The organism is Methylobacterium oryzisoli (genome assembly GCF_046557895.1).
GTDB lineage: Bacteria > Pseudomonadota > Alphaproteobacteria > Rhizobiales > Beijerinckiaceae > Methylobacterium > Methylobacterium oryzisoli.
Window position 1 is genome coordinate 1 of the sequence record NZ_JBKIBX010000020.1, and the last position, 24289, is coordinate 24289.

The following is a 24289-nucleotide window of genomic DNA, read 5'->3' on the forward strand; positions in this document are numbered from 1 at the left end:
CGCAGCTTCCACCGGCGGCTCTCGCCGCATAGGGTTTAAATCGGTGTCTCACAAACCGCGGGCGGTACAGGCCTTGTCCGACATTCAGGCGCTCGCCGCGACACTGTGCAAGCTCTCCAAGCCCGACATGAAGCCGAAGGAGTTGATCGCTGCCGTCCGCGAGCAACACCCGGACGCCAAGAAGAAGGAGATCGTGCGAGCCGCGTTCTACGCGCTGACCCAAGGTGTCGACAGCGACGCGGGAAGGGCGGAGCGCCTGCACGCCTTCGCGCTCGCTGAGCGGGCCAACGACGAGGAGGACGCGCCGCCGCCGAGGAAGCTGCGCAAGAAGGACCGACGCAAGGATCGCGCGGCGGAGCCGAGGGTGCACTGACGGGCCTTCGGCCCAGCGTTTGACCTTGCTGCCGGATGCCGGATCCTTCGACAGCCCGGTGTGGGTCTCGAGTTCGCGTCCGCGCCCATTTCAGTCAATGAGCCGTCCAATGCAGTTCCTCCACGGCGAGCCTTCCCCTTCGCGGCATGTCAGCAAGCGCAGATCAGGACGGTGCGTTGGGTGAGTGCTCCCGGAGTGGGTAGCACTCCCCGGCCACGGCGCGGACATGGGTAAGGATCGCCGATTGAGAATTCTCTCGCCACGCGATAGCTACGGGCAAGTGCAGCGGCTGCACGTCGACGATGGGACGGTAGATCACGCCGGGCCGCTGGATCACGTCCAGCGATCTGATCACAAAGCCTAGCCCCACACCTGCCGCCGCGAGCCCGATCAGGTTGGCCATGCCTGCGATCTCCTGCACGATGTTCGGCTGGATCGCAGCTTGACGAAACCTGAGGATGATCTCGTCGTACAGATGCGGTCCGAGGCTGCGGGGGCCGATCAGGAACGGCTCACCGTCGAGGTCGTGCATGCGTACGGCGGAAACTCGCGCCAGGCGATGCTCAGCCGGAATCGCCAGGATCAGCTCTTCCTGGTGCAACTCCTCGAACGAGATCCCGGCCTGATACACGGGCGGATGTAGCAGGGCGATGTCGACCGCGTCAGCGGTCACGGCGGCCTCCAATCCCGCTGAGACGTCTTGGACGAGCTCGACCCGCACACCGGGATGCGCCTCACGGAAGCGTCGAACGAGCGTCGGCATCCCCGCGTAGGACGTGAGCGGGGTGTAGCCGAGGCGCAGCAGCCCGATCTCCCCGCGAGCCGCCATTCTCGCCTGGAGCATGCCGTCCCGACCGTGACGGACTGCCGACCGCGCATGGTCCAGGAAGGATCGCCCCGCCTCCGTCAGCGCCACACTGCGGCGGTCTCGCGCGATCAACGCGACGCCGACGAGGTCCTCAAGCGCGCGGATGCGCATGCTCACGGCCGGCTGAGTGGTGTTGAGCCGGGACGCGGCACGTCGGAAATGCAGTTCCTCGGCGACCGCTACGAAGATCTCAAGGCTTCTGAGGTCCACGCAACCTCCTGATAAGCACCGGTGATCACAGGCTTGGAAAGTACGATCAAACCAACCCCAAGCTGATCACGTTCTCCCCCTTGGGAACAGGTCCGACCCGGAGAGGCCCATGGCCGACCAACCTTCCACCTGCCGCATCGATCGCAGAACGCTGTTCGAGGCGGCTGCCGCCAGCGTTCTCGCGGCCGGCGTACCGGCGAAGGCGGCCGCGCAGGCGCAGCCAGCGCCGGTGCCGACCGTTCCGGTCCGGCTGACCGTGAATGGGCGTGACCACGCCATCGAGGTCGACACGCGCACGACGCTCCTAGACGCTTTGCGGGAAACGATCGGCCTGACCGGCTCGAAGAAGGGTTGCGATCACGGTCAATGCGGCGCCTGCACGGTGCTCGTCGAGGGCCGACGCATCAACAGCTGCCTCTCGCTCGTCGTCATGCACGAGGGTGACCGGATCATGACCATCGAGGGCCTCGCCGACGGCGACATGCTCCACCCGATGCAGGCGGCTTTCGTCAGCCGCGACGGTTTCCAATGCGGGTATTGCACGCCCGGCCAGATCTGCTCGTCCGTCGCGATGTTGGAGGAGGCCGCGCGCGGAATGCCGAGCCACGTCACGGCCGATCTCTCCGCCGAGCGCGTCGCGCTCACCGATGCCGAGATCCGCGAACGCATGAGCGGCAACCTGTGCCGCTGCGCCGCCTACCCGAACATCGTCGCGGCCATCCGCGACGTCGCAGACGGGGGAAGCCTATGATCCCTTTCACGTATGAACGGGCCGCGGATGCCCGATCCGCAGCCGCCGCCGTCGCGGCGCATCCTGGCGCGACCTTCATCGCGGGCGGAACAAATCTCCTCGATCTGATGAAGCTCGGCATCGAGCGCCCGGCGCATCTCGTCGACGTCTCGCGTCTGCCCCTCGCCTCAATCGACGACACGCCAGCCGGCGGCCTACGGATCGGCGCGCAGGTACGCAACGCCGACCTGGCCGCCGACATGCGGGTGCGTCGGCACTACCCGGTGCTCGCCCAGGCCCTCCTCGCCGGCGCCTCGGCGCAACTGCGCAACAAGGCCTCGACCGGGGGCAACCTCCTCCAGCGAACGCGGTGCTACTACTTCTACGACCCTTCCATGCCCTGCAACAAACGCCAGCCGGGCTCGGGTTGCGCCGCCCTCGGCGGCTTCAACAGGATCCACGCAGTCCTTGGCGCGAGCGAGTCTTGCATCGCAACGCACTCGTCCGACATGGCGGTGGCCATGCGTGCGCTCGATGCGTCGGTTGAGACCATGGCGCCCGACGGGACGGAACGCGCCATTCCGGTTGCCGACCTGCACCGACTTCCCGGCGATACGCCGCATCTGGAGACGACCCTCCGGCGCGGCGAGATGATCACCGCGGTGGTGCTGCCGCCACCTCCGCCCGGGCGGCAGCTCTATCGCAAGGTCCGCGACCGGGCCTCCTACGCATTCGCGCTCGTGTCGGTGGCGACGATCGTCGACGCCCCAGGAGGACGGGTCCGTTCGGCCCGGATCGCACTCGGCGGCGTTGCCCCGAAACCCTGGCGCGTCCCGAAGGCGGAACGTGTGCTCGCGGGCGAGGCGCCGGGAGCGGCGGCGTTCGCGGGCGCGGCGGAGGCTGCCATGTCGGGCGCACGCGGGCACGGCAGCAATGATTTTAAGATCGAGCTTGCCCGCCGGACGATCCGGCGCGTGCTCGCCGACGCCACCGACATTGCGTGAGGCAGCCATGACAACTCAACCCAGCATCGGCCAGCCGCTCGATCGCGTCGACGGACGGCTCAAGGTCACGGGCGCGGCGACCTACGCGCACGAGTTTCGCCCGGACCGGGCACCCGCGCATGGCTTCATCCTGCCAGCGGCGATCGCCAAGGGACGAGTGGCCGAGATCGACACCCGGCTCGCGGAGCTCGCGCCGGGCGTCCTCCTCGTGATGACGCATCGGAACGCGCCGCGGCAGGCTGAATTCGGGTCGGCTCGGGATCCGCAAGGCGTGCCGAACCGCTTCGCCCGCGCCCGCCCGTTCCTCGGCGACGATCGGGTGCGGTTCTGGGGGGAGCCCGTCGCCTTCGTCGTGGCGCACTCCTTCGAGGCGGCGCGGCACGCGGCCTCGCTGATCCGGGTGACCTACGCGGCGGAGCCGCAAGCAACCGATCTGCGCGCCAACCTCGACAAAGCCTATGCGCCGCCGACCATCAACGTCGGCATGGCGACGGACACTGCCTCGGGAGATTTCGAGGCGGCCTTCGCGAGCGCTGCTGTCACGGTCGATAGCCGGTACTGGGTCGGCTACCAGGCACACAACGCACTCGAGCCTCACGCGGCACTCGCCGAGTGGGACGGCTCGCGGCTGACTATCCACACCGCGACACAGACGCTCGCCAATACGCGCACGGCCGTCGCTGCGACGCTGCGAATGTCTGTCGAGGACGTGCGGATCGTGAGCCCCTTCATTGGCGGCGGTTTCGGCGGCAAGCTCGGGGTCCGGGCCGAGACGATCCTGGCCGCCATGGCGGCGCGCGAGCTGCGCCGGCCCGTGAAGGCCGCACAGACGCGCCAGCAGGTCTTTCACAATGTCGGGCATCGCCCGGCGAGCGTGCAGCACGTAAAACTCGCAGCGGCGCGCGACGGCCGGCTCACCGGCATCTCGCACGACGTCTACATGCAGACGTCCGTGATGGAGGAGTTCGCCGAGCAGACCGCGACCGCGACGCGCTCTCTCTACGCCGCGCCGAACCGGTCGACACGTCATCGGCTCGTGCCGCTCGACATGCAGGGCGGCGAACCGGTGCGAGCGCCGGGGGAGGCTCCAGGCCTGCTCGCGCTCGAAACGGCGATGGACGAGCTCGCCGGCGCACTCGGGCTCGACCCGGTCGAGCTGCGGGTCTTGAACGAGCCGGACAGAGACCCCGAGCGGCAGGTTCCCTTCTCCTCACGCAATCTCGTGCGCTGCCTGCGTGAGGGTGCCAGGCGCTTCCGCTGGAGCGAGCGGCCGACGATGCCGGGCGAGCGACGCGACGGGCGCTGGCTGATCGGCTACGGCATGTCGGCCGCCATTCGTCCGAACTATCTCGGCCGCTGCGAGGCGTCTGCGACGCTCGACCGTGAAGGAACCGTCACGGTGCGAACGGACATGACCGACATCGGCACCGGCACCTACACGATCCTGACCCAGATCGCCGCGGACGAGCTCGGCCTTCCGCCGGATGAGATCCGCGTGCAACTTGGCGACACGCGTTTTCCGCGGTCCCCCGGCTCGGGCGGCTCGTGGGGAGCGGCGAGTTCAGGCTCCGCCGTGAAGGACGCTTGCGCAAAACTCCGCGCAGCGCTCGCCGACCGTGCCCGGCTAGCGCTGTCGGCGCCGTTCCTGGATCTCGCCCGGGCGGTCGCGGGCGAGGAGGTGACCGCCAGGGGCGAGATCGGCGGCATGGGCGAGAGCTACAGGCAGTTCTCGCAGCACGGGTTCGGGGCTCATTTCGCGGAGGTGGGCGTCGATGCCGATACGGGCGAGATCCGCCTGCGGCGGATGCTCGGCGTCTTCGCGGTCGGCCGCGTCCTCAACCCCAAGACCGCTCGGTCGCAGATGCTCGGCGGCATGATCTGGGGCGTCTCGTCGGCGCTGCACGAGGACGCCATCGTCGACCCACGCTTCGGGCAGTTCGTCAATCACGACCTCGCCGAATACCACCTGCCGGTCCATGCCGACGTGCCGAACGTCGAGGCCTTCTTCGTCGAGGAGGAGGACGACAAAGGCAATCCGCTCGGCATCAAGGGCATCGGCGAACTCGGCATCTGCGGAGCTGGCGCGTCAGTCGGCAACGCCGTGTACAACGCGACCGGAGTGCGGGTGCGGGACTTCCCGATCACGCTGGATAAGGTGCTAGAGGGGCTCTCGCGATCAGCGACGTAGGAGCGTTCGCGGATCGGATGACCGAGCCGCCGGCATCAGGCGCCAGAGCCTCATGCGCCGCCGGTAGCTGGCCCGGCGGAGGTGGCCGGCATTATCACGGCCGCGGAGCGCGCGGGCGGGCACACCGAGTACGTCAGTGCCTAGCAGTAGTGTCCGGGCGGGAAATTCCGGCGATCCTACGGGACGGCAGCCGCGGACGACGAGCCCGCGTTCACCTCGGAGGAGGCCGGTAGGCCTCGGCTTCTGGCGTGGCACCGGCCTCGCCGTCGGGATCGCCTGCTTGGTTCTCGCTGCAGGTCTCGCGGTGCTTGCGGCGCGGCCGCCTGCGCCGGTCTTGGTTGCTGCCCTCCTCACCGAAGGCAATCGGGTTGCGGCGATCGTCAACGTTTCAGCCGACGGCGACGCCGATCTGATCTCGCTCGCTGACCTGCCGGTTCCGAGTGGACGCGCGCTGGAGGTCTGGACCCTTTGGGATCGGACCCGCGGTCCCGTCTCGGTCGGCCTCACCGGGACGGCAAGGCGGCTCAACCTGCGCGTGGACGATCTGCCGAGGGCTGTTCCCGAACAACTCTTCGAGATCACCCTGGAGCCTGAGAGCAGCTCGCCGACCGGCCGAACGACGGGCCCGATACTGATGAAAGGACTGACCGCCCGGACGCTGTGAGCGAAAGGCAGTGCAGCAGCCCATCGAACAAATCGATGATCCGAGGCGAGGCGCCTCTGGGGCAAAATCCGCCCTCACACTCATATGCGAATGGGCGAGGGCTGAAGTCACTGCATGCGGATTTTGAGAGGTCCGCTGTCGCGCGACTAGCAGCCATTCCGGCGACGTGGAGCGAATGTCCGGAAATGGCGCGTAGCGGACCAAGATGCACTGCGTCCGCAGCTTGTGGACAAGCTCTATCGCCGCTAGCGCTTGTTCCTGCTATGTTCTAATCAAGCCTATCGCCTACGAAGCAGGCGATCTCCTGAGGCCGACGCCCGCCGAGCGCTTTGATCCCGTCGAGCCAGCCGCGTCGCTGATCCAGCCCAGCCCTCATGCTGCCGGCCGCCATCATCACGCGGCCGCAGGAGATCTCGCATGCTTGCTCCATCACCTGTTCCTGCATTCCAGGCTTCAGATCCGCGCAACGGCGTACTCGGCGACCAACTCGCTCGCGCCTTTCTGCAGCAACTCACCCAAGACGAGCGCAAGCGGCTCAAGGCGAGCCGTCGTTCCAACTCTTACAGCTTCGACGACGATGCTCCGACCGACGAGAGCGACGCCGTCGAGCAGATTGTCGTACAGGACGAGGCGAACTGTCCCGAGACCGCGCACGTGCCCGTACCCGCCGATCTCGCCGCAGTGGCCGTCATGGTCGCCCGCGCAATCGAGGCGGAGCCCGGCCTCCTGCGTCGGCTTCGCCGCGAGGCGCCCGTCATCGCACTCGCCACTCATATTGCCGACCTCGTCGTGCCGGTCCGCATGATCGCCGAGAAGTGCCTGTTCCGGCCCGACACCAAGGTCGTTGAACTCTCAGCCGGTAGAGTACGCGAACTGACCCACAGGCATGCCGCCCTGTTCATCTGCGACGGGATCGGGCGCGACGCTCGGCCGGAGAAAGGCAATGAGGTGATCGGTTCCGCCCTGCATGTGCGGGTGCCGATCGTCGGCATCGCTCCGGATCCGAAGCGCCAGCTGCCACGCGACCTGATGCGGTCGGCCGAGCACCGGATCGCGCTGCCAAGCCTGGATGAGGCTGGCCTCGCGCTCGTGGTCGAAGCCGTCGTGGGTGCTCCGCCGACGCGGAGGATAGATCCGGATCTCCTGCGCATGATCGACGTCGCCGATCTGCCCGTCGCCTTCCGCAGAACGGCATCGCCCGACGACTGCATCGAGGCGCTAGAGCGAGTCATTGCGGCCAAGGCCGATTACCTCGACGAAGGATCCGCCCTTGAGGAACTGGACGGCTATGGCGAGGCTAAGGTCTGGGGATTGGCAGCCAGTGCCGATCTGCAGGCCTATCGCGCTGGTCGGCTGACCTGGGCCGAGTTCGACCACCGCGGCCTGCTGCTCTCGGGTCCGCCAGGCGTCGGTAAGACGAGCTTCGCCCGTGCGTTGGCGAAGAGCGCGCGAGTGCCACTGGTGGCAACCTCGGTCGCCGAGTGGAACAGCGCGGACTATCTTTCCGGCACGCTCCAGGCAATCCGCAAGGTCTTCGCGCAGGCCAAGGCGCAGGCACCTTGTATCCTGTTCATCGACGAACTCGACGGCATCTCCGATCGCGGCCAGATCCGGGGGGAGTACGTACAGTACTGGTTCCAGATCGTGAACCTGTTTCTCGAGCTGCTCGCCGGGGTTGAGGAGCGGCCCGGCGTCGTGGTGGTGGCAGCCACGAACCATCCGGAGAAGATCGACCCCGCCGTGAAGCGGGCAGGGCGCCTTGACCGCGAGATCGCGATCGCGAGGCCGGATACGGAGGCACTCGCCCGGATTTTCCGCCACCACCTCGGTCGGGAGGTCCTGCCGGCTTCGCCGATGCTGCCTCTGGCGCTGGCCGCGCGCGGCATGACAGGCGCGGACGTTGAGGCCTTCGTGCGGCGCGCCAAAGGAACGGCACGCCGCACCGGCCGAGCCGTGACCCTAGAGGATGTGCTAGGTGAGATCCGCCAAGGCCGTCACCCGCTGCCGCCTGGTACCAGACACCGCTTTGCCATCCATGAGGCTGGGCATGCCGTGGTCAGCCACGTTCTCGGTTTCGGCAAGCTCGTGGCGCTCTCCCTCCACGACAGCGGCGGGCAGGCCTGCCTGGAGCTCGCCACCGATGGAGCGGCGACCCTGCACGAGCTGGAGGCGGCGATGGCTTCGCTTCTGGCTGGTCGGATCGCTGAAGAGATCGAATTTGGCACCGGGTCGATCGGCGCAGGCTTCGGCCCCGCCTCCGATCTCGCCATGGCGACCGAAATCGCGCGTGATATCGAGCTGACCTACGGCTTGGGTCGTCTCGGCAACGTCTACGTGGAGGCAGCCGCTACGGACATGCACTTGATCTCGGGTTTGCTGCCGGCCGTTGCCGAACGCTTGCGGCACGCGAGCGACCGGGCGCGGGACATTCTGATGAACCGTAGGCTGTCGCTTCAGGCAATCGCGTGCGAGCTTGAGGAGACTGGCTACGTCTCCCACGAAGGCATCGACCGCGTACTGACTTCAAATGGCATGCTGATCGCTCGCAAGGCCGCTACTAGCATCGAGGAGGTACGGTGATGTTTGCACTACCACCCGCCGCCCTGGATCTGGGAGATCTCCAGCCGCTTTCCGACGCAATCGATGCACTCTGCGAGGCACTCGATGGAGAGCGCGAGGCTGTCATCGAAGGATTGGCTGAGATCGTCCGGCGGCGTACCGAGTTCGAGCGGCGGAGGCAGGCGTTAGAAGACCGCAACCGCTTCGTGTAAGAAGGTTGATACGCTGTAGCCAGACAGCTACCCATTCCTTCGATTTTCCTGTCGAGAAGGGACAATGGACGGACTGGGGTTCAAAGCGGTCCTTCGTGCACTAGGCAAAACCCAGGTGGAATTTGCCAGCGAGATTGGCGTAGGCCTGCGCACCGTCCACTATTGGGCAAGCAAAGGCCCCCCATCTGAGGTTGCCTACCTTCTCGATCTGATGGATACCCATGAGCTGCCGTTCGGTCCTCTAGCAATAAATGAAGAAAATTCGATCGAACGGCCACTTGAAGCTGAACTGAGTCGACTCCTCGTAGCGGCTGGCGACAAACGCCGCGAGGAATTTCTTCAGATAATCGAGAAATGGCTGAGTAAAAATCGGGTGCGGCTCATCAGCTCTTCCGAATATTCCAGAGATAACGCACAATAGTGTTGTGGAGTGACATCGATGGACATTCTTCAGTGAGGCGAGCCGTCGCATCTCAGGTAGGCGCGGGAACGCGTTTGGATATTCCTCATCGAGGCTGTTTTGTCCTCAGGCAGTGTTGCTGGTGGAAGTTGTCGCCCAGGGCAGCCCGCGCCGTTTGGCAGAGCACACGGGCGAGGGCCTCCTTCATTAATCAGCCCAGGAACGCGTCTGCGGGAACGAGGCCTGCGCGCGGCCCGTCAGGACCGTGTCCGCGACTTCGAACCCGTGCCGCGCGATCTGGTCGAACAGGGCCGTCGAAGGGGCTTTGAGATCGGTCGGGTGGTTCAAGGCGAGGCGGCTCTCGCCATCGGGTAGGAACCGGTCATAGTCCCGTGACTCGCGGAGTCGGTTGAGCTTCACGTCGATGTCGCGAACCGAGTTCCCCATCTTGAGCAGCACGCCCCGGATGATGCCGCTTTCGAGGTCGCGAGCGAGCATGCGCGACCTCAAAGCCCGGATCTGGTCGCTGGTCACATCGAAGAGGCGGGGAGACCACAATTCCCCCCGCAACAGTGCGCGGACCGGGCCCCGACCCGGCGGCATGAGCGGTCCAGACGCGTCACTGCAGATGATGAAGTCACAGCCTCTCAGGGGCTCGCCCGGTTTGTAGAGGGCTTCGAGACCCAGGTTCTCGTACGCGCCCCCGTCCCAGAGCCGGACGCGTGTGGCCGGCGGTGCCGTCCTGCCCAGCGGCTGCCGGGTCTCGGGATCCGTCCTGTGCCAGCCATCCTCCGGAAGCACGAAGGTCAGGGCGCCGATGCCGTAAGGAACCGCGGCCGAGGCTGCCGCGGCCTTGGCGATGCCGAAGGGCGGATTGTAGTGCCGCCCGAACTGCCAATCTCCCATCTCCCGCTTGCAGAACCGCCAGTTCTTGCCGGTCTCGATACAGGTCGTGTTGATCCACCAAGTCGGCGCGTCTGGTAGCTCAGTGAGATTTCCGACGATCTTCCATTTTTCCTCCAAGAACTCGGCGAGCAGACCCGCGCGATCCGAGAGGATGCGGACGTTATGGCGCAGAATCCCGCGCCATCCGAGGGCACGGAAACTGAGAAGGTCGCGTGCCGTGATCAGCTCCCGGAGCCGAGGGTAGACGTCGGAGCGATATTGCTCGGATCCCGGCCAGATCATGCCGGAGTGCGCGAAGACCGCGGCAGTGACAAGGCTTCCGCCGGAGACTGTCGAGAGGCTCGACACCTGCTCCAGCAGATTATCGCGGGCCAGGCGACGGAGGACACCCAGGTGGAAGACGGCCGCACGGATGCCGCCTCCCGAGAGGGACAGACCAACCCGCACGGGAGGCAGATCGGACATGATGTTCACTGGAGGGTTCCCGCGGATGTGATGATGGTGACCGGAGCCTCGGCGAGGAGGCTCGCCGCGTGGATGCGAATGCCATCGTCGCCCGCAATGGCCATGATCCCTGGCACGCCGTTCGCGTCGAAGACCCTCGCCAGTTCCGTCATCTGCGCGACGTCCACGCGGCTTGCGCTGGTCGGCGCACCGGCGGGGTGCGAGTGCCATTCTCCCACGTAGGTGAGTTGGCCCGCCGTTTCGGCGCCGATGCCCGCAATCGCCTCGCGAAGGCCGGCAATGCCTCGTTCGAAGTTCGTCGGCGTCGCGTTGCTGTCCAAAGGGGCATCAAGCGCGGCGCATATGTGGATGCTGCGCGCTTCCATGTCGACGACGCCGAGCAGAACCCCGCCGGTCTCCGAAGGCAGGGCGTGCTGGCGACGCCCCGTTAACTCGGCGATGACTGAGTGTGCCAAGGACAGGCTCCAATTCTCAAGACGGACGCGCTCCCACCCGTCAGCCGGCGCGCTGGTGCGAACGAGGCCGCCACGCTCGATCCGCCAGACGGACACGGCCCCGTCCGCCACACCGACAGCGTCCTTGATCCCCATGGCGAGAGCGGCCGACAGCTGGCCACGCGGGTCTCGGGCATGCGGTTCGTCGCTTGGCGGCATGCCCCCGAATAGGCGATGCGGCCCTCGTTCATCCGCAGGTGGCCGCGAAGTGCCGGATCCCGGAGGATCATCGCGTAATGTTGCGCTTCGAGGTCGCGCAAGGTGCTCCGGCGACCCTCCGGTTCGACGAGCAGCACGGCATCTGTCCCGTCGGGGTTGAAGAAGACCGACATCCGGCGCAGCGGCGATGGTTCCTTGTCGGCAAGCCGCCGCGCGACCGTGATCGATGCGGAGGCATCGAGCAGGAGGTCGCCGGCGGCGACTGCCGCCCACAGGCCCTCGGCGGCCTCGCTAGGGTCGAGGGCGTCGGCGATGACCGGTCTCGCGTCGCCGTCCTTCAGCAGTCCGCTGATGCTCGCCGCAAGTGCGCGGGCCTTCGACATGCCGACCGCGCCGGGCGGGAGGACGTGGCGCGGCACATTGTGTGGCATGTAATGGTCGTCATCGACGATCGTCCAAGAGAAGAAGCCCTCGCGCGCGAGGAAGGCCGAGACGTGGGATCCGACAGCGCCGGCGCCGACCATGACGACCTTCCGCGCATCGATCCCGTCTGCGCCGGAGACCAGGGCGGCCAATTCACGGTCGTGCCCGATGTGCATCTCGCCGGCGATCAGCGCGTCGTTGGAAGCGGCCGGCCGGCCGAACAGGACGCGACCGTAAGCGCCGTCAGGGGTCCGTTCGAGGCAACCGATGTTTTGGCCGATCTCCGCGACGGTTGCCATTGAGAAGAACCCGCGCAGGTCTATACCCGCGGTGGTCGTCCCGGCTTCGTCCTGCATCGGGAAGGCCACAATGACGCCGAGCCTCGCTTCGAGCGTCGCGGCGCGCGGCCCGCTCCCGCCCTGGGTGGCGCCCTGTTCGAGAGCGGCGTTGATGCGGGACTGGATCGCGGCGAGCAGGTCGGTGCCCTGAGCCGAAAGCAGGTCGGCCAACTGCCGAAGGGTCTGCGGCGGAAACCGAATCTGACCCTGATCCTGTGGCGGCATCGCAAGCGCCAGCACCAACATGGGCACTTGCGCGCTACCCTTCGGCACGTCTCCGGTGGTCGCGAGCAGGACCTCCCGGCGTGCCTCGGCCTCGACCCTGTAGAGCGTAATCGCGACCGGCTCGCTGGACATCCGGGAGAGCGCATCGCGAGGGAGGACGACGACGGGTCCGAGTGTGGCGAAGAGGGGATAGGGAGCGCGGTCGTTGCCGTGGAGCTCCCCGCGGGCGGTCTTTGCGAGCCACCGCTGGATCCGGATGAGAAAGTCCGTCGGCGTCCAACTCAGGCGCGCCTCGTGCCAAGGGCGGTCGTCGATGCACAGGTAGACGGGCAGATTGGGCGAGACGGCGGTCGAATGGGGGACCGGCGGGAACTCCTCCCTGAGCGAGAACACCCCCGGGAGGCCATCGCCCTTGAACTGGAACGCCAATGGCTCGACGGCCTTCAGCGGATGGACGAAATCCTGCGGCCGGTCGACATGAACGAGGACGATCAGCGTCTCGTCACCCTCCGTGCCACGACGCGTCTCGACGAGGCGGTAGCCTTGCGTGTTTCCGTCGATCACGAGGCGCAAGACCGCCCGCGCCCGCGGGTGTACCAACTCGCCGGGATCGCACGGCGCCCCGAAGACAGCGTCGGTCGCAACCCCGCGCATCAGCCGGCCCTCGCGGGGGCCGCGGCGGCGTAGTCGCTCGGCAGCGACGCGACGGCGACGAACGATGCACCGGCGGAGGTGATGGAGACTTGACACGGCTTCGGACTCCGCCGGGGCGAATGCTCCATGGTGACCTCGAACTGCCCATCCTTCAGGGCGGCCACGTCCTCGTAGTAGGCGGCTGCCTGACGATGGGGGGGCTGAACGCTGAGGTCACGCAACGACCCCTTGCCGGGAATGATCTCGCTCGTGGCAACCAGAATGGCGCGGTCCTCAGCTTGGTCCTCGCACAGCCAGCGTACGTCCTCGATGGGCGTCGTCTTGTCGACACCCTTGTCATGGTGATTGATCGACTTATAGCTGCAGTGGTGCGGGATCTTGAAAACGTGCCAACGGAGCCGATCTTCGTTCCCGTGGCGCCTGGAGGTCTGTACGATGTGACTGATGGTGTCGGCGTTCACGTCGGACGCGAAGAGCACCTTGGTGTCCCTGAAGTCTTCCCGGAACGTGGCCTGGAAGACGACGGCATCCTCGTTGCGTTCCTCGATCTCGCGGTCGTTCAGTCGCCAAGCCATCGGGTTGTGAATGAAGATCTCGACGCCGCCGTCGGCGTTCAGGTCATCGAAGCCGGGCACCAGCTGGCCGGCGTCGGTGATGAGGCGCAGGCGGTCCTCCAGACGAATGCCATTGTCCTCGCAAAAGGACCGTAGGCGCCCGGGCCGCGAGAAGACCCGCACGCCGGAGCCATTGATGAAGCGGTGGCGAGCCTCCTGCCGGATGATCCGGGCATCACCCTCGCACCCTTCCTCGGTGAGGGCCGCCGCCGGCACCCAAAGCGAGTTCATCTTGATGCGACCGTTGCCCTGACGGCTCGGCGATTGCTCGAAGTGGAAGAAGTCGCCGGCGCCGCGGGTGTGATCGTCGTCGAGATGGGTGAAGAGGACGACGTCGAAGTGATCCCGTTCGACAGCCCGAAGATCGTTGCGCAACGTGGTCGGAAGATCGATGCGCGGGTCCGCCGCGTCGCCGCTGCAGCGCAAATCGGCGTAGTCGACGAGCAGCTTGCGCCCGTCCTTCAGGTCGATGCGGGTCGAGTCTGCGTTGTCCAGCGGGTAAAACGTCAAGGTCACGGTCATCTGCAGCATCCAAGAGCATGTCAGCTCGCCCCAAAGGCCAAGCTGATTCACGGTTTGTTCGGCACACCCATCTGTCTCGCGAGCGCGAAGCAGCGCTCGCCCGCCACCAGAGTGACGAGTTGGGGTGAGCGTTGGGGTGAGGCGGCCCAAGGGCGGCGGAGCCAAAATCAGAAGCGGAAGGACTTCGCTTCACGCTTTAGGATGAGGGTGGCTGCCACAGGGCAATGGGAGGCAGGCCGGTCTACGAGCGGTCGGTATCGCGACCGTCCGGCTCCTTCGTCACGCCCTTGTCGGGTCCCGACGTCTGCTTGACGCCCATGAAATGTCCCGTGCGCTCGTCCCGCTCCTGATAGTGCCCGTCCGGGCGCACGAGCTGCATCCGGCCTGTCGCGGAACTGCGACGGAAACCGTCACCCGCATTCTTCGCCATTCTGGCCTCTGCGCCGGGCTTTCTGCCCGAGATATGTGAGTGGCTCGCCCGTCCGCGAGGCACATCGGCCTTCTCGCAGATGAAATGTCTGGGCGAGGCGGGTTGGCGGCAACGCCGCCAACCCGGATCGTGTCATCGAGGATTGCAGAAGGCGAAGAGCAATCGCGAAAACCTTCGCCCACCGCTTCAAGGTAGTGGATCCGCAGATCTCACATTTCGAGCCGGTGGCCTATCATACTAGCGACGCTCACTTCGCCTCTCTTACGGGAGCCGCTGCGCCCCTTGAGCAAACATTCGTGGCTCAAGAGGCGTCAGAACCGAGCAAAAAGATCAAACTTTCAACCTAGCCACAACAAGCACGTAACACGGCATAACTATGAGCACCCTGTTGTGGACCCGCAGGTGTCGCATTTAAGGCAGGTCCCGTTGCGCACCAGCGTGAAGTTCGCGCATTCGGGGCAGGCTTCGCCGACATAGCCCTTCATCTTCGCCTCGGCGCGGCGATCCGCGACGCTGCGCTCGGGCTTCGCCTCGGGGGCGGCGAAGGGCAGGGCGTCGGCCGCGGTCTCGATCCGGGCGGCGAGCGCCGGCTCTGTCTTGAGCGCCACCGATCCCCGCACCGCGTGGATGGTGCCGCCCGCCGGGGCGGAGAGGCCGGTCGCGGGGGCCGCCACCCCGGCGGTGGTGCCGCCCGGGCCGCCGTGGATCAGGGTCAGCCGGTCGGCCGAGCCGCGCAGCAGGCCGCGGGACACGACGGTCGAGGCCGGGGCCGGCTTCGGGGGGTCGCGCGTGGTGTCGCCGCTCTCGCCGCCGCCGATCACCGTGCCGCCGATCTCCGACGGGCTGACATGGGCGAGGTCCGCCCGGCCGAGATAGGACACCGCCAGCTCGCGGAAGACGTAGTCGAGGAGCGAGGTGGCGTTCTTGATCGCGTCGTTGCCCTGCACGAAACCCGCCGGCTCGAAGCGGGTGAAGGTGAAGGCCTCGACGTACTCCTCCAGCGGCACGCCGTACTGGAGCCCGAGCGAGATCGCGATGGCGAAGTTGTTCATCAGGCTGCGGAAGGTCGCGCCTTCCTTGTGCATGTCGATGAAGATCTCGCCGAGCCGCCCGTCGTCGTACTCGCCGGTGCGCAGATAGACCTTGTGGCCGCCGACCACGGCCTTCTGGGTGTAGCCCTTGCGCCGCGCCGGCAGCTTCTCGCGCGAGCGGATGCGCTCGACGCGCTCGATGACCCGCTCGACGATCTTCTCCGCCACGGCCGCGGTCCGGGCGGCGGTCGGCTGGGCCACCAGGGCCTCGACCATCTCCTCGACCTCGTCGTCGTCCCCGTCCGCGATCAGCGCGGCGTTGAGGGGCTGCGAGAGCTTCGAGCCGTCGCGGTAGAGGGCGTTCGCCTTGAGGGCCAGCGTCCAGGAGAGGCGGTAGGCCTCCTTGCAATCCTCCACCGTGGCGTCGTTGGGCATGTTGATGGTCTTGGAGATCGCCCCCGAGATGAAGGGCTGCGCCGCCGCCATCATGCGGATGTGGCTCTCCACCGAGAGGTAGCGCGTGCCCGTGCGCCCGCACGGGTTGGCGCAGTCGAACACCGCGTAGTGCTCGCGCTTCAGGTGCGGCGCGCCCTCCAGCGTCATCGCCCCGCAGACGTGGACGTTGGCGGCGTCGATCTCCCGGCGGGTGAAGCCGAGATGGGCGAGGAGGTCGAAGGCCGGGTCGGCGAGCTTGTCGGCCGGGACCCGGAGGGTCTGGGTCAGGAAGTCGTCGCCGAGCGTCCAGCGGTTGAACACGAACTTGATGTCGAAGGCCGATTTCAGGCCCGCCTCGACCGCCGCGATTTTTTCGTCCGTGAAGCCCTTGGCGCGCAAGGACCCCGGGTTGACGGCGGGCGCTTGGCCGAGCGAGCCGTGGCCCACCGCGTAGGCCTCGATCTCGGCGATCTCGGATTCCCGGTAGCCCAGCGTGCGCAGCGCGTCCGGCACCGCCCGGTTGATGATCTTGAAGTAGCCGCCGCCCGCGAGCTTCTTGAACTTCACGAGCGCGAAGTCGGGCTCGATGCCGGTGGTGTCGCAATCCATCACCAGGCCGATCGTGCCGGTGGGGGCGATCACCGTGGCCTGGGCGTTGCGGTATCCGTGCTCCTCGCCGAGCGCGAGCGCCCGGTCCCAGGCCCGCGTGGCGTGGGCCACGAGGTCGCCCTGCGGGCAGGCCGCGTGGTCGAGGGGCACCGGATCGGTGTTCAGGAACTCGTAGCCGCCCTCTTCGCCGTGGGCCGCGCGGCGATGGTTGCGGATCACCCGCAGCATCGCGTCGGCATTCTCCTCATAGGCCGGGAAGGGCCCGAGCTCGCGCGCCATCTCGGCCGAGGTGGCGTAGGCGACGCCCGTCATGATGGCGGAGAGCGCGCCCGCGAGCGCCCGGCCCTCGCGGGAATCGTAAGGCAGGCCCATGGTCATCAGCAGGCCGCCGATATTGGCGTAGCCGAGCCCGAGGGTGCGGTAGCGGTAGGAGAGATCGGCGATCTCGCGGCTGGGGAACTGCGCCATCATCACCGAGATCTCGAGGACGATGGTCCAGAGCCGGCAGAGATGCTCGTAGCCCTCGACGTCGAAGGACTTGGCGGTGCGGTCGTAGAGCGCGAGCAGGTTCGCCGAGGCGAGGTTGCAGGCGGTGTCGTCGAGGAACATGTACTCGGAGCACGGGTTCGAGGCCCGGATCCGCCCGCCCGCCGGGCAGGTGTGCCAGTCGTTCATCGTGGTGTTGAAGTGCAGGCCCGGATCCGCCGAGGCCCAGGCGGCCGCGCCGATCCGCTCCCAGAGGTCCCGCGCCTTGAGGGTCTTCGTAACCTTGCCGCCGATGCGGGCCTTGAGCTGCCAGTCCCCGTCCGCCTCCACGGCGCGCAGGAAGTCGTCGGTGAGCGAGATCGAGTTGTTCGAATTCTGCCCCGAGACCGTGAGGTAGGCCTCGGAATCCCAGTCGGTGTCGAAGATGGGGAAGTCCACCTCGGTCTCGCCCTGGCGGGCGGACTGGATCACGCGGCGGATATAGGCGTCCGGCACCATGGCGCGGCGGGCCGCCTTCACCTCGCGCTTGAGCGCGGGGTTGCGCTCGGGGTCGAAGCAGGCGTCGCCCTCGGCCTCGCAGTTCACGCAGGCGCGCATCACCGCCTTGAGGTGCCGGGCGGCGACCTTGGAGCCGGTGACGAGGGCCGCGACCTTCTGCTCCTCCTTCACCTTCCAGTCGATGAAGGGCTCGATGTCCGGGTGGTCGACGTCGACGATCACCATCTTGGCGGCGCGCCGCGTGGTGCCGCCGGACTTGATCGCGCCCGCCGCCCGGTCGCCGATCTTGAGGAAGCTCATCAGGCCCGACGACTTGCCGCCGCCGGCCAGCCGCTCGTTCTCCCCGCGCAGGGCCGAGAAATTGGAGCCGGTGCCCGAGCCGTACTTGAACAGGCGCGCCTCGCGCACCCACAGGTCCATGATGCCGCCCTCGTTGACGAGGTCGTCCTGCACGCCCTGGATGAAGCAGGCATGCGGCTGCGGATGCTCGTAGGCGCTGCCCGACTTGGTCAGTGCGCCGGTGGCGTGGTCGACGTAGTAGTGGCCCTGGCTCGGGCCGTCGATGCCGTAGGCCCAGTGCAGGCCGGTGTTGAACCATTGCGGCGAGTTCGGCGCCACCATCTGGCGGGCGAGCATCGCGCGCAGCTCGTCGTAGAAGGCCTGCGCATCCTCCTCGGCGGTGAAGTAGCCGCCCTTCCAGCCCCAGTAGGTCCAGCAGCCCGCGAGCCGGTCGAAGACCTGGCTCGCCGAGGTCTCGGAGCCGGTGCGCGCCTCCTCGGGCAGGGCGGCGAGCGCCTCCTCGTCGGGCACCGAGCGCCACAGGAAGGAGGGCACACCGGTCTCCTCGACGCGCCGGAGCGCGGCCGGCACGCCCGCCTTGCGGAAGTACTTCTGGGCCAGCACGTCGCAGGCGACCTGGCTCCAGGCCTCCGGCACGTCGATGCCGTCCAGGCGGAACACCACCGAGCCGTCCGGATTGCGGATCTCGCTCACCGCTTTCCGGAACGGGATGCCGGCGTAGGGGGATTGTCCGGCCGTGGTGATGCGCCGCTCGATCCGCATGGGTGATACTCTCCCGTCAAGACACGACTGTCCGAACCGCGACCGCGCGGTCGTTTCCCCGAGTGGTTCAGGATGCCGTCCCGGCCCGCACCGCGTGCGGCCAGGGCTTGCCGACCGCGGCTTTCGCACCGCGGACACGTCGACCGTGAGCCGGCGAACCGGCTGTCCAACGTGCCGGCAAGCTACCGAGATTCGACCCTTCGCGTCAACAACTAGTGCTCGCCCCCAGTGTTCCACGCTAGATGTTGTGTCGGCGAAGCGAAAGCTGTGGATATCTCGATCGGCCCGGCTAACCCCGCGCTGGGCTTTCCGGATTCGGCGCGAATTTTTTCGCTGTGCACCGGAACCGGACCACCGCATCCCCGCAACTCAGTGGCATTTGATGCAATTCCGCCACGAGGCGGGGCGGGCGCCCCGCGACGCGCGGCGGCTGGACTTCCCCGGTTCGTCTCACCATAGTCCGCCGCGACCGAAGAGGGCGGGCCGCCCCCCGCCGCAGGCTAGACGAACCCCGTGAGGCCGCCGCGATGGCGCTGAAAGACACCCTGCTCCGCATCTTCACGTGGTGGAGCGGCTCGACCGTGAGCCTCGACCTCTACACCAAGCGCCACGGCTCGTTCGTGGGCGAGGACGAGTTCGGCAACCGCTACTACCGGGCGCAGGGGCCGCTGATCGACCCCTCGGTCGGGCCGGAGCGGCGCTGGGTGATCTACAACGGCGAGGCGGACGCCTCGAAGGTGCCGCCCGGATGGCGCGGCTGGCTCAGCCACACCGTGGACGTGGCGCCGAGCGAGGAAAATTACCTGCCGCGCGAGTGGCAGAAGCCGCACGAGGAGAACCTCACCGGCACGGTGGCGGCCTACCGGCCGCGCGGCTCGCAGCTCTCCTACGGCCAGCGCCCCGCCGCCACGGGCGACTACGTGCCCTGGACGCCGGGCGAGTAGCCGCGCGCCCTTTTTCCACCACCCTTCCGGTGTTAACCGCGGGACCGCCGATCGTGATCCCGTTCGTGATCCCGTGGGTCGCGATCACCTTGGGAGGCCCCGCTTGAGCCGCACGACCCTTCGACACGCCGCGCGCGCCGGCCTCCTCGCGACCCTCGCGGCGCTCCTCCCGCAGGGGGCGGCGGCCGACAAGATCCGCAACCCGACCGCGGTCTTCTCCGGGCTCGACAAGATCACCGGGCGCATCGTGTCGTTCGAGGTGGCGGTGGACGAGACCGTGCAGTTCGGCGCGCTGCAGCTCACGCCGCGGGTCTGCTACACGCGCCCCCCGACCGAGAGCGCCCGCACCACCGGCTTCCTCGAAGTCGACGAGGTGACGCTGGAAAACAAGTACCGGCGGATCTTCACCGGCTGGATGTTCGCCGCGAGCCCCGGCCTGCACGCCATCGAGCACCCGATCTACGACGTCTGGCTGGTCGACTGCAAAGGCGGCACCGACATCATCGCGGAGGCCAAGGAGCAGGACGACGCGCCGGTGGCCGCCGCCCGGCCCGAGCGCCGCCGCCGCGACCAGGCGCAGCGCGACGACGGGCGCCGGAGCCAGCCGGTCAACCGCCAGGGCCAGGTGGACGTCGCCCCGTTGCGGGGCACGCCGGTGCAGCCGCGCCAGACGCCCTCGCGGCGCTTCTTCCCGACGAATGACGGCCCGGTCCCGCCGATGCCGCTCAACGATCCGCGCTGATCGCAGCGACGATCGACAGGTTTCCCACGCATCGGCCGGCGCCCGGCTGGACGCGCGCGCCTGCGCGTGTAGATTAGCCGGCGCCGGGTCCGCTCTCGGCACAGTCGATGACCTGCTCCGCCGCGCGCTCTTCGCCGGCGGAGCTTTTTTATGATTATCCGGCAGCCAACATTGCCGGATTATCCCGGAATCGCGACTGGGTCAGCCGGCGAGGATCGCGAGCGCCTCGGGGCCGGCGAGCGGCGCGCCGTCCCAGCGGGCCGGATGCTCCACCGCCTCGCGCAGGTGCCGCTTGTAGACCTGCCGCGGCACCTCGACGGCGCCGAACTGAGCGAGGTGGCTGGTCACGAACTGCGCGTCGAGCAGGCGGTAGCCGCCGCGCCGCAGGCGGGCCGCGAGATGCACGAGGGCGACCTTCGAGGCGTCGCGCGCGAGGTGGAACATGCTCTCGCCGAAGAAGGCGCCGCCGAGCGCCACGCCGTAGAGGCCGCCCACCAGCGTGCGCGGCTCCCCCGCATAGACCTCGACCGTGTGGCAGTAGCCGAGATCGAACAGCTCGCCGTAGAGGGCGCGGATGCGCCCGTTGATCCAGGTCCGGGCGCTGTCGCGGCGGGGAGCGGCGCAGCCCGCGATCACCGCGTCGAAGTCGCGGTCGGCGACGACCTCGAAGGCGTCGGAGCGCACCGTGCGGGGGGGCCGGCTCGCCACGTGGAAGCGGTCGAGGGGCAGGATGCCGCGCTCGCGCGGCTCGACCCAGTAGATGGCCGGATCGTCCGCATCCTCCGCCATCGGGAAGATCCCGGCCGCGTAGGCTTTGAGCAGGATCTCGGGCGTGATCTCGACGAAGACGCTGCCGTGCATCGAAGGGGTTCCGATCGCGGCCGCGCGCGGGACGACACTTGTCTCCCGGCGCGGGCGCGTTGGCAAACGTCCGGACGGCTCAGGCGATCCCGAGGATCGCCGCGCTGCGCGCGGTCACAGGGCGTCGCCGAGGATCTCGGCCACCTGCGGGATGTCCTTGTCGCCGCGGCCCGAGAGGTTGACCACCATCAGGTGGTCCTTCCCCTTGGTGGGCGCGAGTTCCGCCACCTTGGCGAGCGCGTGGGCGGGCTCCAGCGCCGGGATGATGCCTTCGAGGAGCGAGCAGAGGCGAAACGCCTCCAGGGTCTCGCGGTCGGTGGCCGACAGGTAGGTGACGCGGCCCATCTCGTGCAGCCACGCGTGCTCCGGGCCGATGCCCGGGTAGTCGAGGCCCGCCGAGATCGAGTGCGCGTCGGCGATCTGCCCGTCGCCGTCCATCAGCAGGTAGGTGCGGTTGCCGTGCAGCACCCCCGGCTTGCCGCCGGTGAGCGAGGCGGCGTGCAGCCCGGTCGAGACGCCGTGGCCGGCCGCCTCGACGCCGTAGATCTCGATCTCGCGGTCGTCGAGGAAGGGGTGGAAGAGGCCCATCGCGTTCGAGCCGCCGCCGATGCAGGCGACGAGGGAATCGGGCAGGCGGCCCTCCAGCGCCAGCATCTGCTCGCGGGTCTCGCGGCCGATCACCGCCTGGAAGTCGCGCACCATCGCCGGGTAGGGGTGGGGGCCCGCCACGGTGCCGATGCAGTAGAAGGTGTCGGCGACGTTGGTGACCCAGTCGCGCAGGGCCTCGTTCATCGCGTCCTTGAGGGTGCGGGTGCCGGACTGCACCGGCACCACCTCGGCGCCCAGCATCTTCATGCGGAAGACGTTCGGCTTCTGCCGTTCGACGTCGACCGCGCCCATGTAGACCACGCATTTGAGCCCGAAGCGCGCGCACAGCGTCGCGGTGGCGACCCCGTGCTGGCCGGCGCCCGTCTCGGCGATGATGCGGGGCTTGCCCATCCGCCGTGCGAGCAGGATCTGGCCCAGCACGTTGTTCACCTTGTGCGAGCCGGTGTGGTTCAGCTCCTCGCGCTTGAAGTAGATCTTGGCGCCGCCGAAATGCTGGCTCATCCGTTCGGCGAAGTAGAGCGGGCTCGGCCGGCCGACGTAGTGGGTGAGGTAGGATTCCATCTCGCCCTGGAAGGCCGGGTCGGCCTTGGCCTCGGCGTAGGCGCGCTCCAGTTCGAGGATGTTGGGCATCAGGGTCTCGGCCACGAAGCGGCCGCCGAAGATGCCGAAGCGGCCGCGCTCGTCGGGGCCGGTGCGGAACGAATTCGGGGTCTGGGGAGCGGTCACGGCGGGGGATTCCTCGGGGCGCGGAGGCGGGCGGCGCAGGGGCCGGTCCCCGCGGGCAGCCAGTCGGGGCCTGCTCTAGGCCCAATCGCGCCGGAGGGCAATTTCCTCAGATCCGGCCGCGCTTTCAGATTTCCGCGAGCCCGCCCGCGCGGCAGCCACGAAGGCCCGGATGCGCTCCGGGTCCTTCTCGCCGGGGCGGTGTTCGACGCCCGAGGAGACGTCGACCGCCCGCGCGCCCGTGACGCTGATCGCCTCCGCCACGGTGGCGGGGGTGAGGCCGCCCGAGAGCATGAAGGTGGGGGCGAGCCCGGCGCGGGCGATCAGCGTCCAGTCGAAGGCGTGGCCGTTGCCCCCGGGCAGCACCGCCCCGGGCGGGGGCTTGGCGTCGAGGAGGATGCGCTCGGCCACCGCGGCGTAGGCCGGGACGCGCGCGAGATCGGCCGCATCGGCGATCCCGAGGGCCTTCATCACCGGGCGCCCGGTGCGGGCGCGCACGGCCGCGACCCGCGCCGGATCCTCCCGGCCGTGCAGCTGGATCCAGTCGGGATCGAGGGCGGCCGTCACGGCGTCGAGCAGGGCGTCGTCCGGATCGACCAGGAGCGCGACGCGGCCCGCCCGGCCCGCGGCCCGCCGCGACAGCGCCGCGCCGGCCGCGAGGTCGACGTGGCGGGGGCTGCGGGGGAAGTGCACGAGGCCGATCAGGTCGGCGCCCGCCGCGAGGGCCGCGTCGAGGGTCTCGGGCGTGCGAAGGCCGCAGATCTTGACGAGGACGGGGCCGGCGGGCGGGGTCATGGCCTTATGTATAATGAGCCGCGCGGCCCGGCGCGAGGGCCGGGCCGAGACCCGGCCGGCCGGCCGCGGCTCCGATCCGGCCCCACATAGGTTAGTCTTGATCGCAGGCTCGCTTTCACACAGCCAATAAAAATGGGCCGCGCACGCAGCGCGGCCCAATAGAGGGAGGAGATCCGCAGAGAAGCCGAGACGCTACACGCTGCAGATGGGCAACCTGTTCTGGCAGGCGCGGTTCCCACGGCCGCGTTCATCGTGGAGCGACAAAATCACCGCAGGTCGGGACGATACCGGCCCTGCACGCGCGCCTCGCGCCGAAATCCGAGCGCCGACCCGATTCCGCAGGTGCCAAGCTGAAACCAACCTCGCCCCACCTCATTCTCCTCCAGGGCGTTAACCTGCGATAGCGAACCGCAGGCCGCGAAAGGAAGCCTCGGGCGAAGGGATAATCAGTGATGCGTCGTGCCGACAGGGTCTTCCCCTCTGCGCATACCAGTTCGGAAGCCTCCGTGGCGCATGGGGTCGGACGCGGTTTGCAGGAGGTCTTCGGTCCGCCGCCCGAGGAGGCGCTGCCGGATCGCATCCGGGAACTCGCGGAGTTGCTCCTCGCGCGCGAGGCCCTGGGCCACCCGGATGGCCAGCCGACCCGGCTCGTGCTGGTGGTCGAGGACGACCCCATGATGCGCGACCTCGCGGTGGCGGTGCTGAGGGAGACGGTGCTCGACGTCGTCGCCTGCGAGACCGGCAACGCCGCGGTCGACCTCCTGAAGGAGCGCGGGGGCGAGGTCGCGATGGTGTTCACGGATGTGCGCCTGCCGGGCGGCATGGACGGGGTCGATCTGGCGCGGGCGGTGAGCCGCCTCTGGCCGGGGGTACGGCTCGTGGTGACGTCGGGCTTCGCGGACGACCGGACCGAGGCGCTGCCGGAGAACGCCGTCTACATGCCGAAACCCTGGCGCGCGCTCGACGTGCTGGCCCAGGTCGACCGCGCGGTCCGCCACCCCGAGCCGCCGGTGACCTGAGGCGGGCCGGACGGCGCGAGGCGCCCCCTCGGGGAGG

General features: G+C 68.2%; 21 protein-coding genes. 11 read left to right on the forward strand and 10 right to left on the reverse strand.

Annotation, left to right across the window (positions count from 1 at the left end; genetic code table 11):
- A partial coding sequence (locus ACKUB9_RS19225; RefSeq protein ID WP_407525773.1) for a hypothetical protein occupies window positions 1–373 on the forward strand: 373 nt, incomplete at its 5' end.
- A gap of 163 nt (window positions 374–536) precedes the next feature.
- Here ACKUB9_RS19225 and ACKUB9_RS19230 read toward each other — a convergent pair.
- Window positions 537–1451 carry a LysR substrate-binding domain-containing protein gene (locus tag ACKUB9_RS19230; protein WP_407525770.1) on the reverse strand — a complete coding sequence of 305 codons (915 nt, stop codon included), beginning with the start codon at window positions 1449–1451 and terminating at the stop codon, window positions 537–539.
- Between the two features lie 109 nt (window positions 1452–1560).
- On the opposite strand from ACKUB9_RS19230, the gene ACKUB9_RS19235 reads away from it, so the two are divergent.
- The 7 genes from ACKUB9_RS19235 (at window position 1561) to ACKUB9_RS19265 (ending at window position 9229) form a co-directional block, all read left to right on the forward strand.
- On the forward strand, window positions 1561–2202 hold the full coding sequence (locus tag ACKUB9_RS19235) for a 2Fe-2S iron-sulfur cluster-binding protein (RefSeq protein ID WP_407525767.1): 642 nt from the start codon (window positions 1561–1563) through the stop codon (window positions 2200–2202).
- Window positions 2199–3185: an FAD binding domain-containing protein gene (locus ACKUB9_RS19240; RefSeq protein ID WP_407525764.1), complete on the forward strand. Its 987-nt coding sequence runs from the start codon at window positions 2199–2201 to the stop codon at window positions 3183–3185. Before ACKUB9_RS19235 ends, ACKUB9_RS19240 begins: the two co-directional genes overlap by 4 nt.
- A 7-nt stretch (window positions 3186–3192) precedes the next feature.
- On the forward strand, window positions 3193–5373 hold the full coding sequence (locus ACKUB9_RS19245; RefSeq protein ID WP_407525761.1) for a molybdopterin cofactor-binding domain-containing protein: 2181 nt from the start codon (window positions 3193–3195) through the stop codon (window positions 5371–5373).
- 136 nt (window positions 5374–5509) lie between these two features.
- Window positions 5510–6037, forward strand: coding sequence for an anti-sigma factor domain-containing protein (locus ACKUB9_RS19250; RefSeq protein WP_407525758.1), 528 nt, complete (start codon window positions 5510–5512; stop codon window positions 6035–6037).
- A 417-nt stretch (window positions 6038–6454) separates the two neighbouring features.
- Window positions 6455–8617: an AAA family ATPase gene (locus ACKUB9_RS19255; protein WP_407525755.1), complete on the forward strand. Its 2163-nt coding sequence runs from the start codon at window positions 6455–6457 to the stop codon at window positions 8615–8617.
- Window positions 8617–8808 (forward strand): hypothetical protein, encoded by a 192-nt coding sequence (locus tag ACKUB9_RS19260; protein WP_407525753.1) that lies wholly within the window; start codon window positions 8617–8619, stop codon window positions 8806–8808. The genes ACKUB9_RS19255 and ACKUB9_RS19260 overlap by 1 nt, the downstream gene beginning before the upstream one ends.
- Before the next feature lie 64 nt (window positions 8809–8872).
- Window positions 8873–9229 (forward strand): helix-turn-helix domain-containing protein, encoded by a 357-nt coding sequence (locus ACKUB9_RS19265; protein ID WP_407525750.1) that lies wholly within the window; start codon window positions 8873–8875, stop codon window positions 9227–9229.
- A gap of 186 nt (window positions 9230–9415) precedes the next feature.
- Here ACKUB9_RS19265 and ACKUB9_RS19270 read toward each other — a convergent pair whose 3' ends face one another.
- From ACKUB9_RS19270 to ACKUB9_RS19295, 6 genes are all read right to left on the reverse strand, one after another.
- A complete protein-coding gene (locus ACKUB9_RS19270) occupies window positions 9416–10579 on the reverse strand; it encodes a patatin-like phospholipase family protein (RefSeq protein WP_407525786.1) in 1164 nt (387 codons plus the stop codon).
- Between the two features lie 5 nt (window positions 10580–10584).
- Window positions 10585–11034, reverse strand: a complete 450-nt coding sequence (locus ACKUB9_RS19275; protein WP_407525748.1) for a Mov34/MPN/PAD-1 family protein — start codon at window positions 11032–11034, stop codon at window positions 10585–10587.
- The gene (cap2-3, locus tag ACKUB9_RS19280; protein ID WP_407525784.1) at window positions 11007–12782 is read right to left on the reverse strand and encodes an anti-phage 6A-MBL system cap2_3 protein; all 1776 of its coding nucleotides are present in this window, start codon (window positions 12780–12782) and stop codon (window positions 11007–11009) included. The genes ACKUB9_RS19275 and cap2-3 overlap by 28 nt, the downstream gene beginning before the upstream one ends.
- An 89-nt stretch (window positions 12783–12871) precedes the next feature.
- Window positions 12872–14017, reverse strand: coding sequence for an anti-phage 6A-MBL system MBL-fold protein (mblB, locus tag ACKUB9_RS19285; RefSeq protein WP_407525745.1), 1146 nt, complete (start codon window positions 14015–14017; stop codon window positions 12872–12874).
- Between the two features lie 232 nt (window positions 14018–14249).
- A complete protein-coding gene (locus tag ACKUB9_RS19290; protein ID WP_407525743.1) occupies window positions 14250–14438 on the reverse strand; it encodes a hypothetical protein in 189 nt (62 codons plus the stop codon).
- Between the two features lie 374 nt (window positions 14439–14812).
- Window positions 14813–18559 (reverse strand): vitamin B12-dependent ribonucleotide reductase, encoded by a 3747-nt coding sequence (locus tag ACKUB9_RS19295; RefSeq protein WP_407525740.1) that lies wholly within the window; start codon window positions 18557–18559, stop codon window positions 14813–14815.
- 527 nt (window positions 18560–19086) lie between these two features.
- Here ACKUB9_RS19295 and ACKUB9_RS19300 point away from each other — a divergent pair.
- On the forward strand, window positions 19087–19503 hold the full coding sequence (locus ACKUB9_RS19300) for an NADH:ubiquinone oxidoreductase subunit NDUFA12 (RefSeq protein WP_407525737.1): 417 nt from the start codon (window positions 19087–19089) through the stop codon (window positions 19501–19503).
- A 103-nt stretch (window positions 19504–19606) separates the two neighbouring features.
- Window positions 19607–20245 carry a DUF2155 domain-containing protein gene (locus tag ACKUB9_RS19305; RefSeq protein WP_407525734.1) on the forward strand — a complete coding sequence of 213 codons (639 nt, stop codon included), beginning with the start codon at window positions 19607–19609 and terminating at the stop codon, window positions 20243–20245.
- Window positions 20246–20446: 201 nt separating this feature from the next.
- Here the strand turns inward: ACKUB9_RS19305 and aat are convergent, their stop codons facing one another.
- The 3 genes from aat to ACKUB9_RS19320 all read right to left on the reverse strand — a co-directional run bounded on the left by aat (window position 20447) and on the right by ACKUB9_RS19320 (window position 23233).
- Window positions 20447–21106: a leucyl/phenylalanyl-tRNA--protein transferase gene (gene aat, locus ACKUB9_RS19310; RefSeq protein WP_410825868.1), complete on the reverse strand. Its 660-nt coding sequence runs from the start codon at window positions 21104–21106 to the stop codon at window positions 20447–20449.
- A gap of 114 nt (window positions 21107–21220) precedes the next feature.
- Entirely contained in the window at window positions 21221–22441 is a 1221-nt protein-coding gene (trpB, locus tag ACKUB9_RS19315; protein WP_407525729.1) for a tryptophan synthase subunit beta, read from the reverse strand.
- 75 nt (window positions 22442–22516) lie between these two features.
- Window positions 22517–23233, reverse strand: a complete 717-nt coding sequence (locus tag ACKUB9_RS19320; RefSeq protein WP_407525726.1) for a phosphoribosylanthranilate isomerase — start codon at window positions 23231–23233, stop codon at window positions 22517–22519.
- 530 nt (window positions 23234–23763) lie between these two features.
- On the opposite strand from ACKUB9_RS19320, the gene ACKUB9_RS19325 reads away from it, so the two are divergent.
- Entirely contained in the window at window positions 23764–24252 is a 489-nt protein-coding gene (locus tag ACKUB9_RS19325; RefSeq protein ID WP_407525724.1) for a response regulator, read from the forward strand.
- Window positions 24253–24289: the final 37 nt, after the last annotated feature.

What these genes read in the sequence shown, in the direction of transcription:
- aat (WP_410825868.1), bottom strand. Translation starts at nt 21,106, where the DNA reads ATGCACGGCAGCGTCTTCGTCGAGATCACGCCCGAGATCCTGCTCAAA.
- ACKUB9_RS19295 (WP_407525740.1), bottom strand. Translation starts at nt 18,559, where the DNA reads ATGCGGATCGAGCGGCGCATCACCACGGCCGGACAATCCCCCTACGCC.
- ACKUB9_RS19245 (WP_407525761.1), top strand. Translation starts at nt 3,193, where the DNA reads ATGACAACTCAACCCAGCATCGGCCAGCCGCTCGATCGCGTCGACGGA.
- ACKUB9_RS19240 (WP_407525764.1), top strand. Translation starts at nt 2,199, where the DNA reads ATGATCCCTTTCACGTATGAACGGGCCGCGGATGCCCGATCCGCAGCC.
- ACKUB9_RS19255 (WP_407525755.1), top strand. Translation starts at nt 6,455, where the DNA reads ATGCTTGCTCCATCACCTGTTCCTGCATTCCAGGCTTCAGATCCGCGC.
- ACKUB9_RS19265 (WP_407525750.1), top strand. Translation starts at nt 8,873, where the DNA reads ATGGACGGACTGGGGTTCAAAGCGGTCCTTCGTGCACTAGGCAAAACC.
- ACKUB9_RS19290 (WP_407525743.1), bottom strand. Translation starts at nt 14,438, where the DNA reads ATGGCGAAGAATGCGGGTGACGGTTTCCGTCGCAGTTCCGCGACAGGC.
- ACKUB9_RS19270 (WP_407525786.1), bottom strand. Translation starts at nt 10,579, where the DNA reads ATGTCCGATCTGCCTCCCGTGCGGGTTGGTCTGTCCCTCTCGGGAGGC.
- ACKUB9_RS19300 (WP_407525737.1), top strand. Translation starts at nt 19,087, where the DNA reads ATGGCGCTGAAAGACACCCTGCTCCGCATCTTCACGTGGTGGAGCGGC.
- mblB (WP_407525745.1), bottom strand. Translation starts at nt 14,017, where the DNA reads ATGCTGCAGATGACCGTGACCTTGACGTTTTACCCGCTGGACAACGCA.
- ACKUB9_RS19260 (WP_407525753.1), top strand. Translation starts at nt 8,617, where the DNA reads ATGTTTGCACTACCACCCGCCGCCCTGGATCTGGGAGATCTCCAGCCG.
- ACKUB9_RS19235 (WP_407525767.1), top strand. Translation starts at nt 1,561, where the DNA reads ATGGCCGACCAACCTTCCACCTGCCGCATCGATCGCAGAACGCTGTTC.
- ACKUB9_RS19320 (WP_407525726.1), bottom strand. Translation starts at nt 23,233, where the DNA reads ATGACCCCGCCCGCCGGCCCCGTCCTCGTCAAGATCTGCGGCCTTCGC.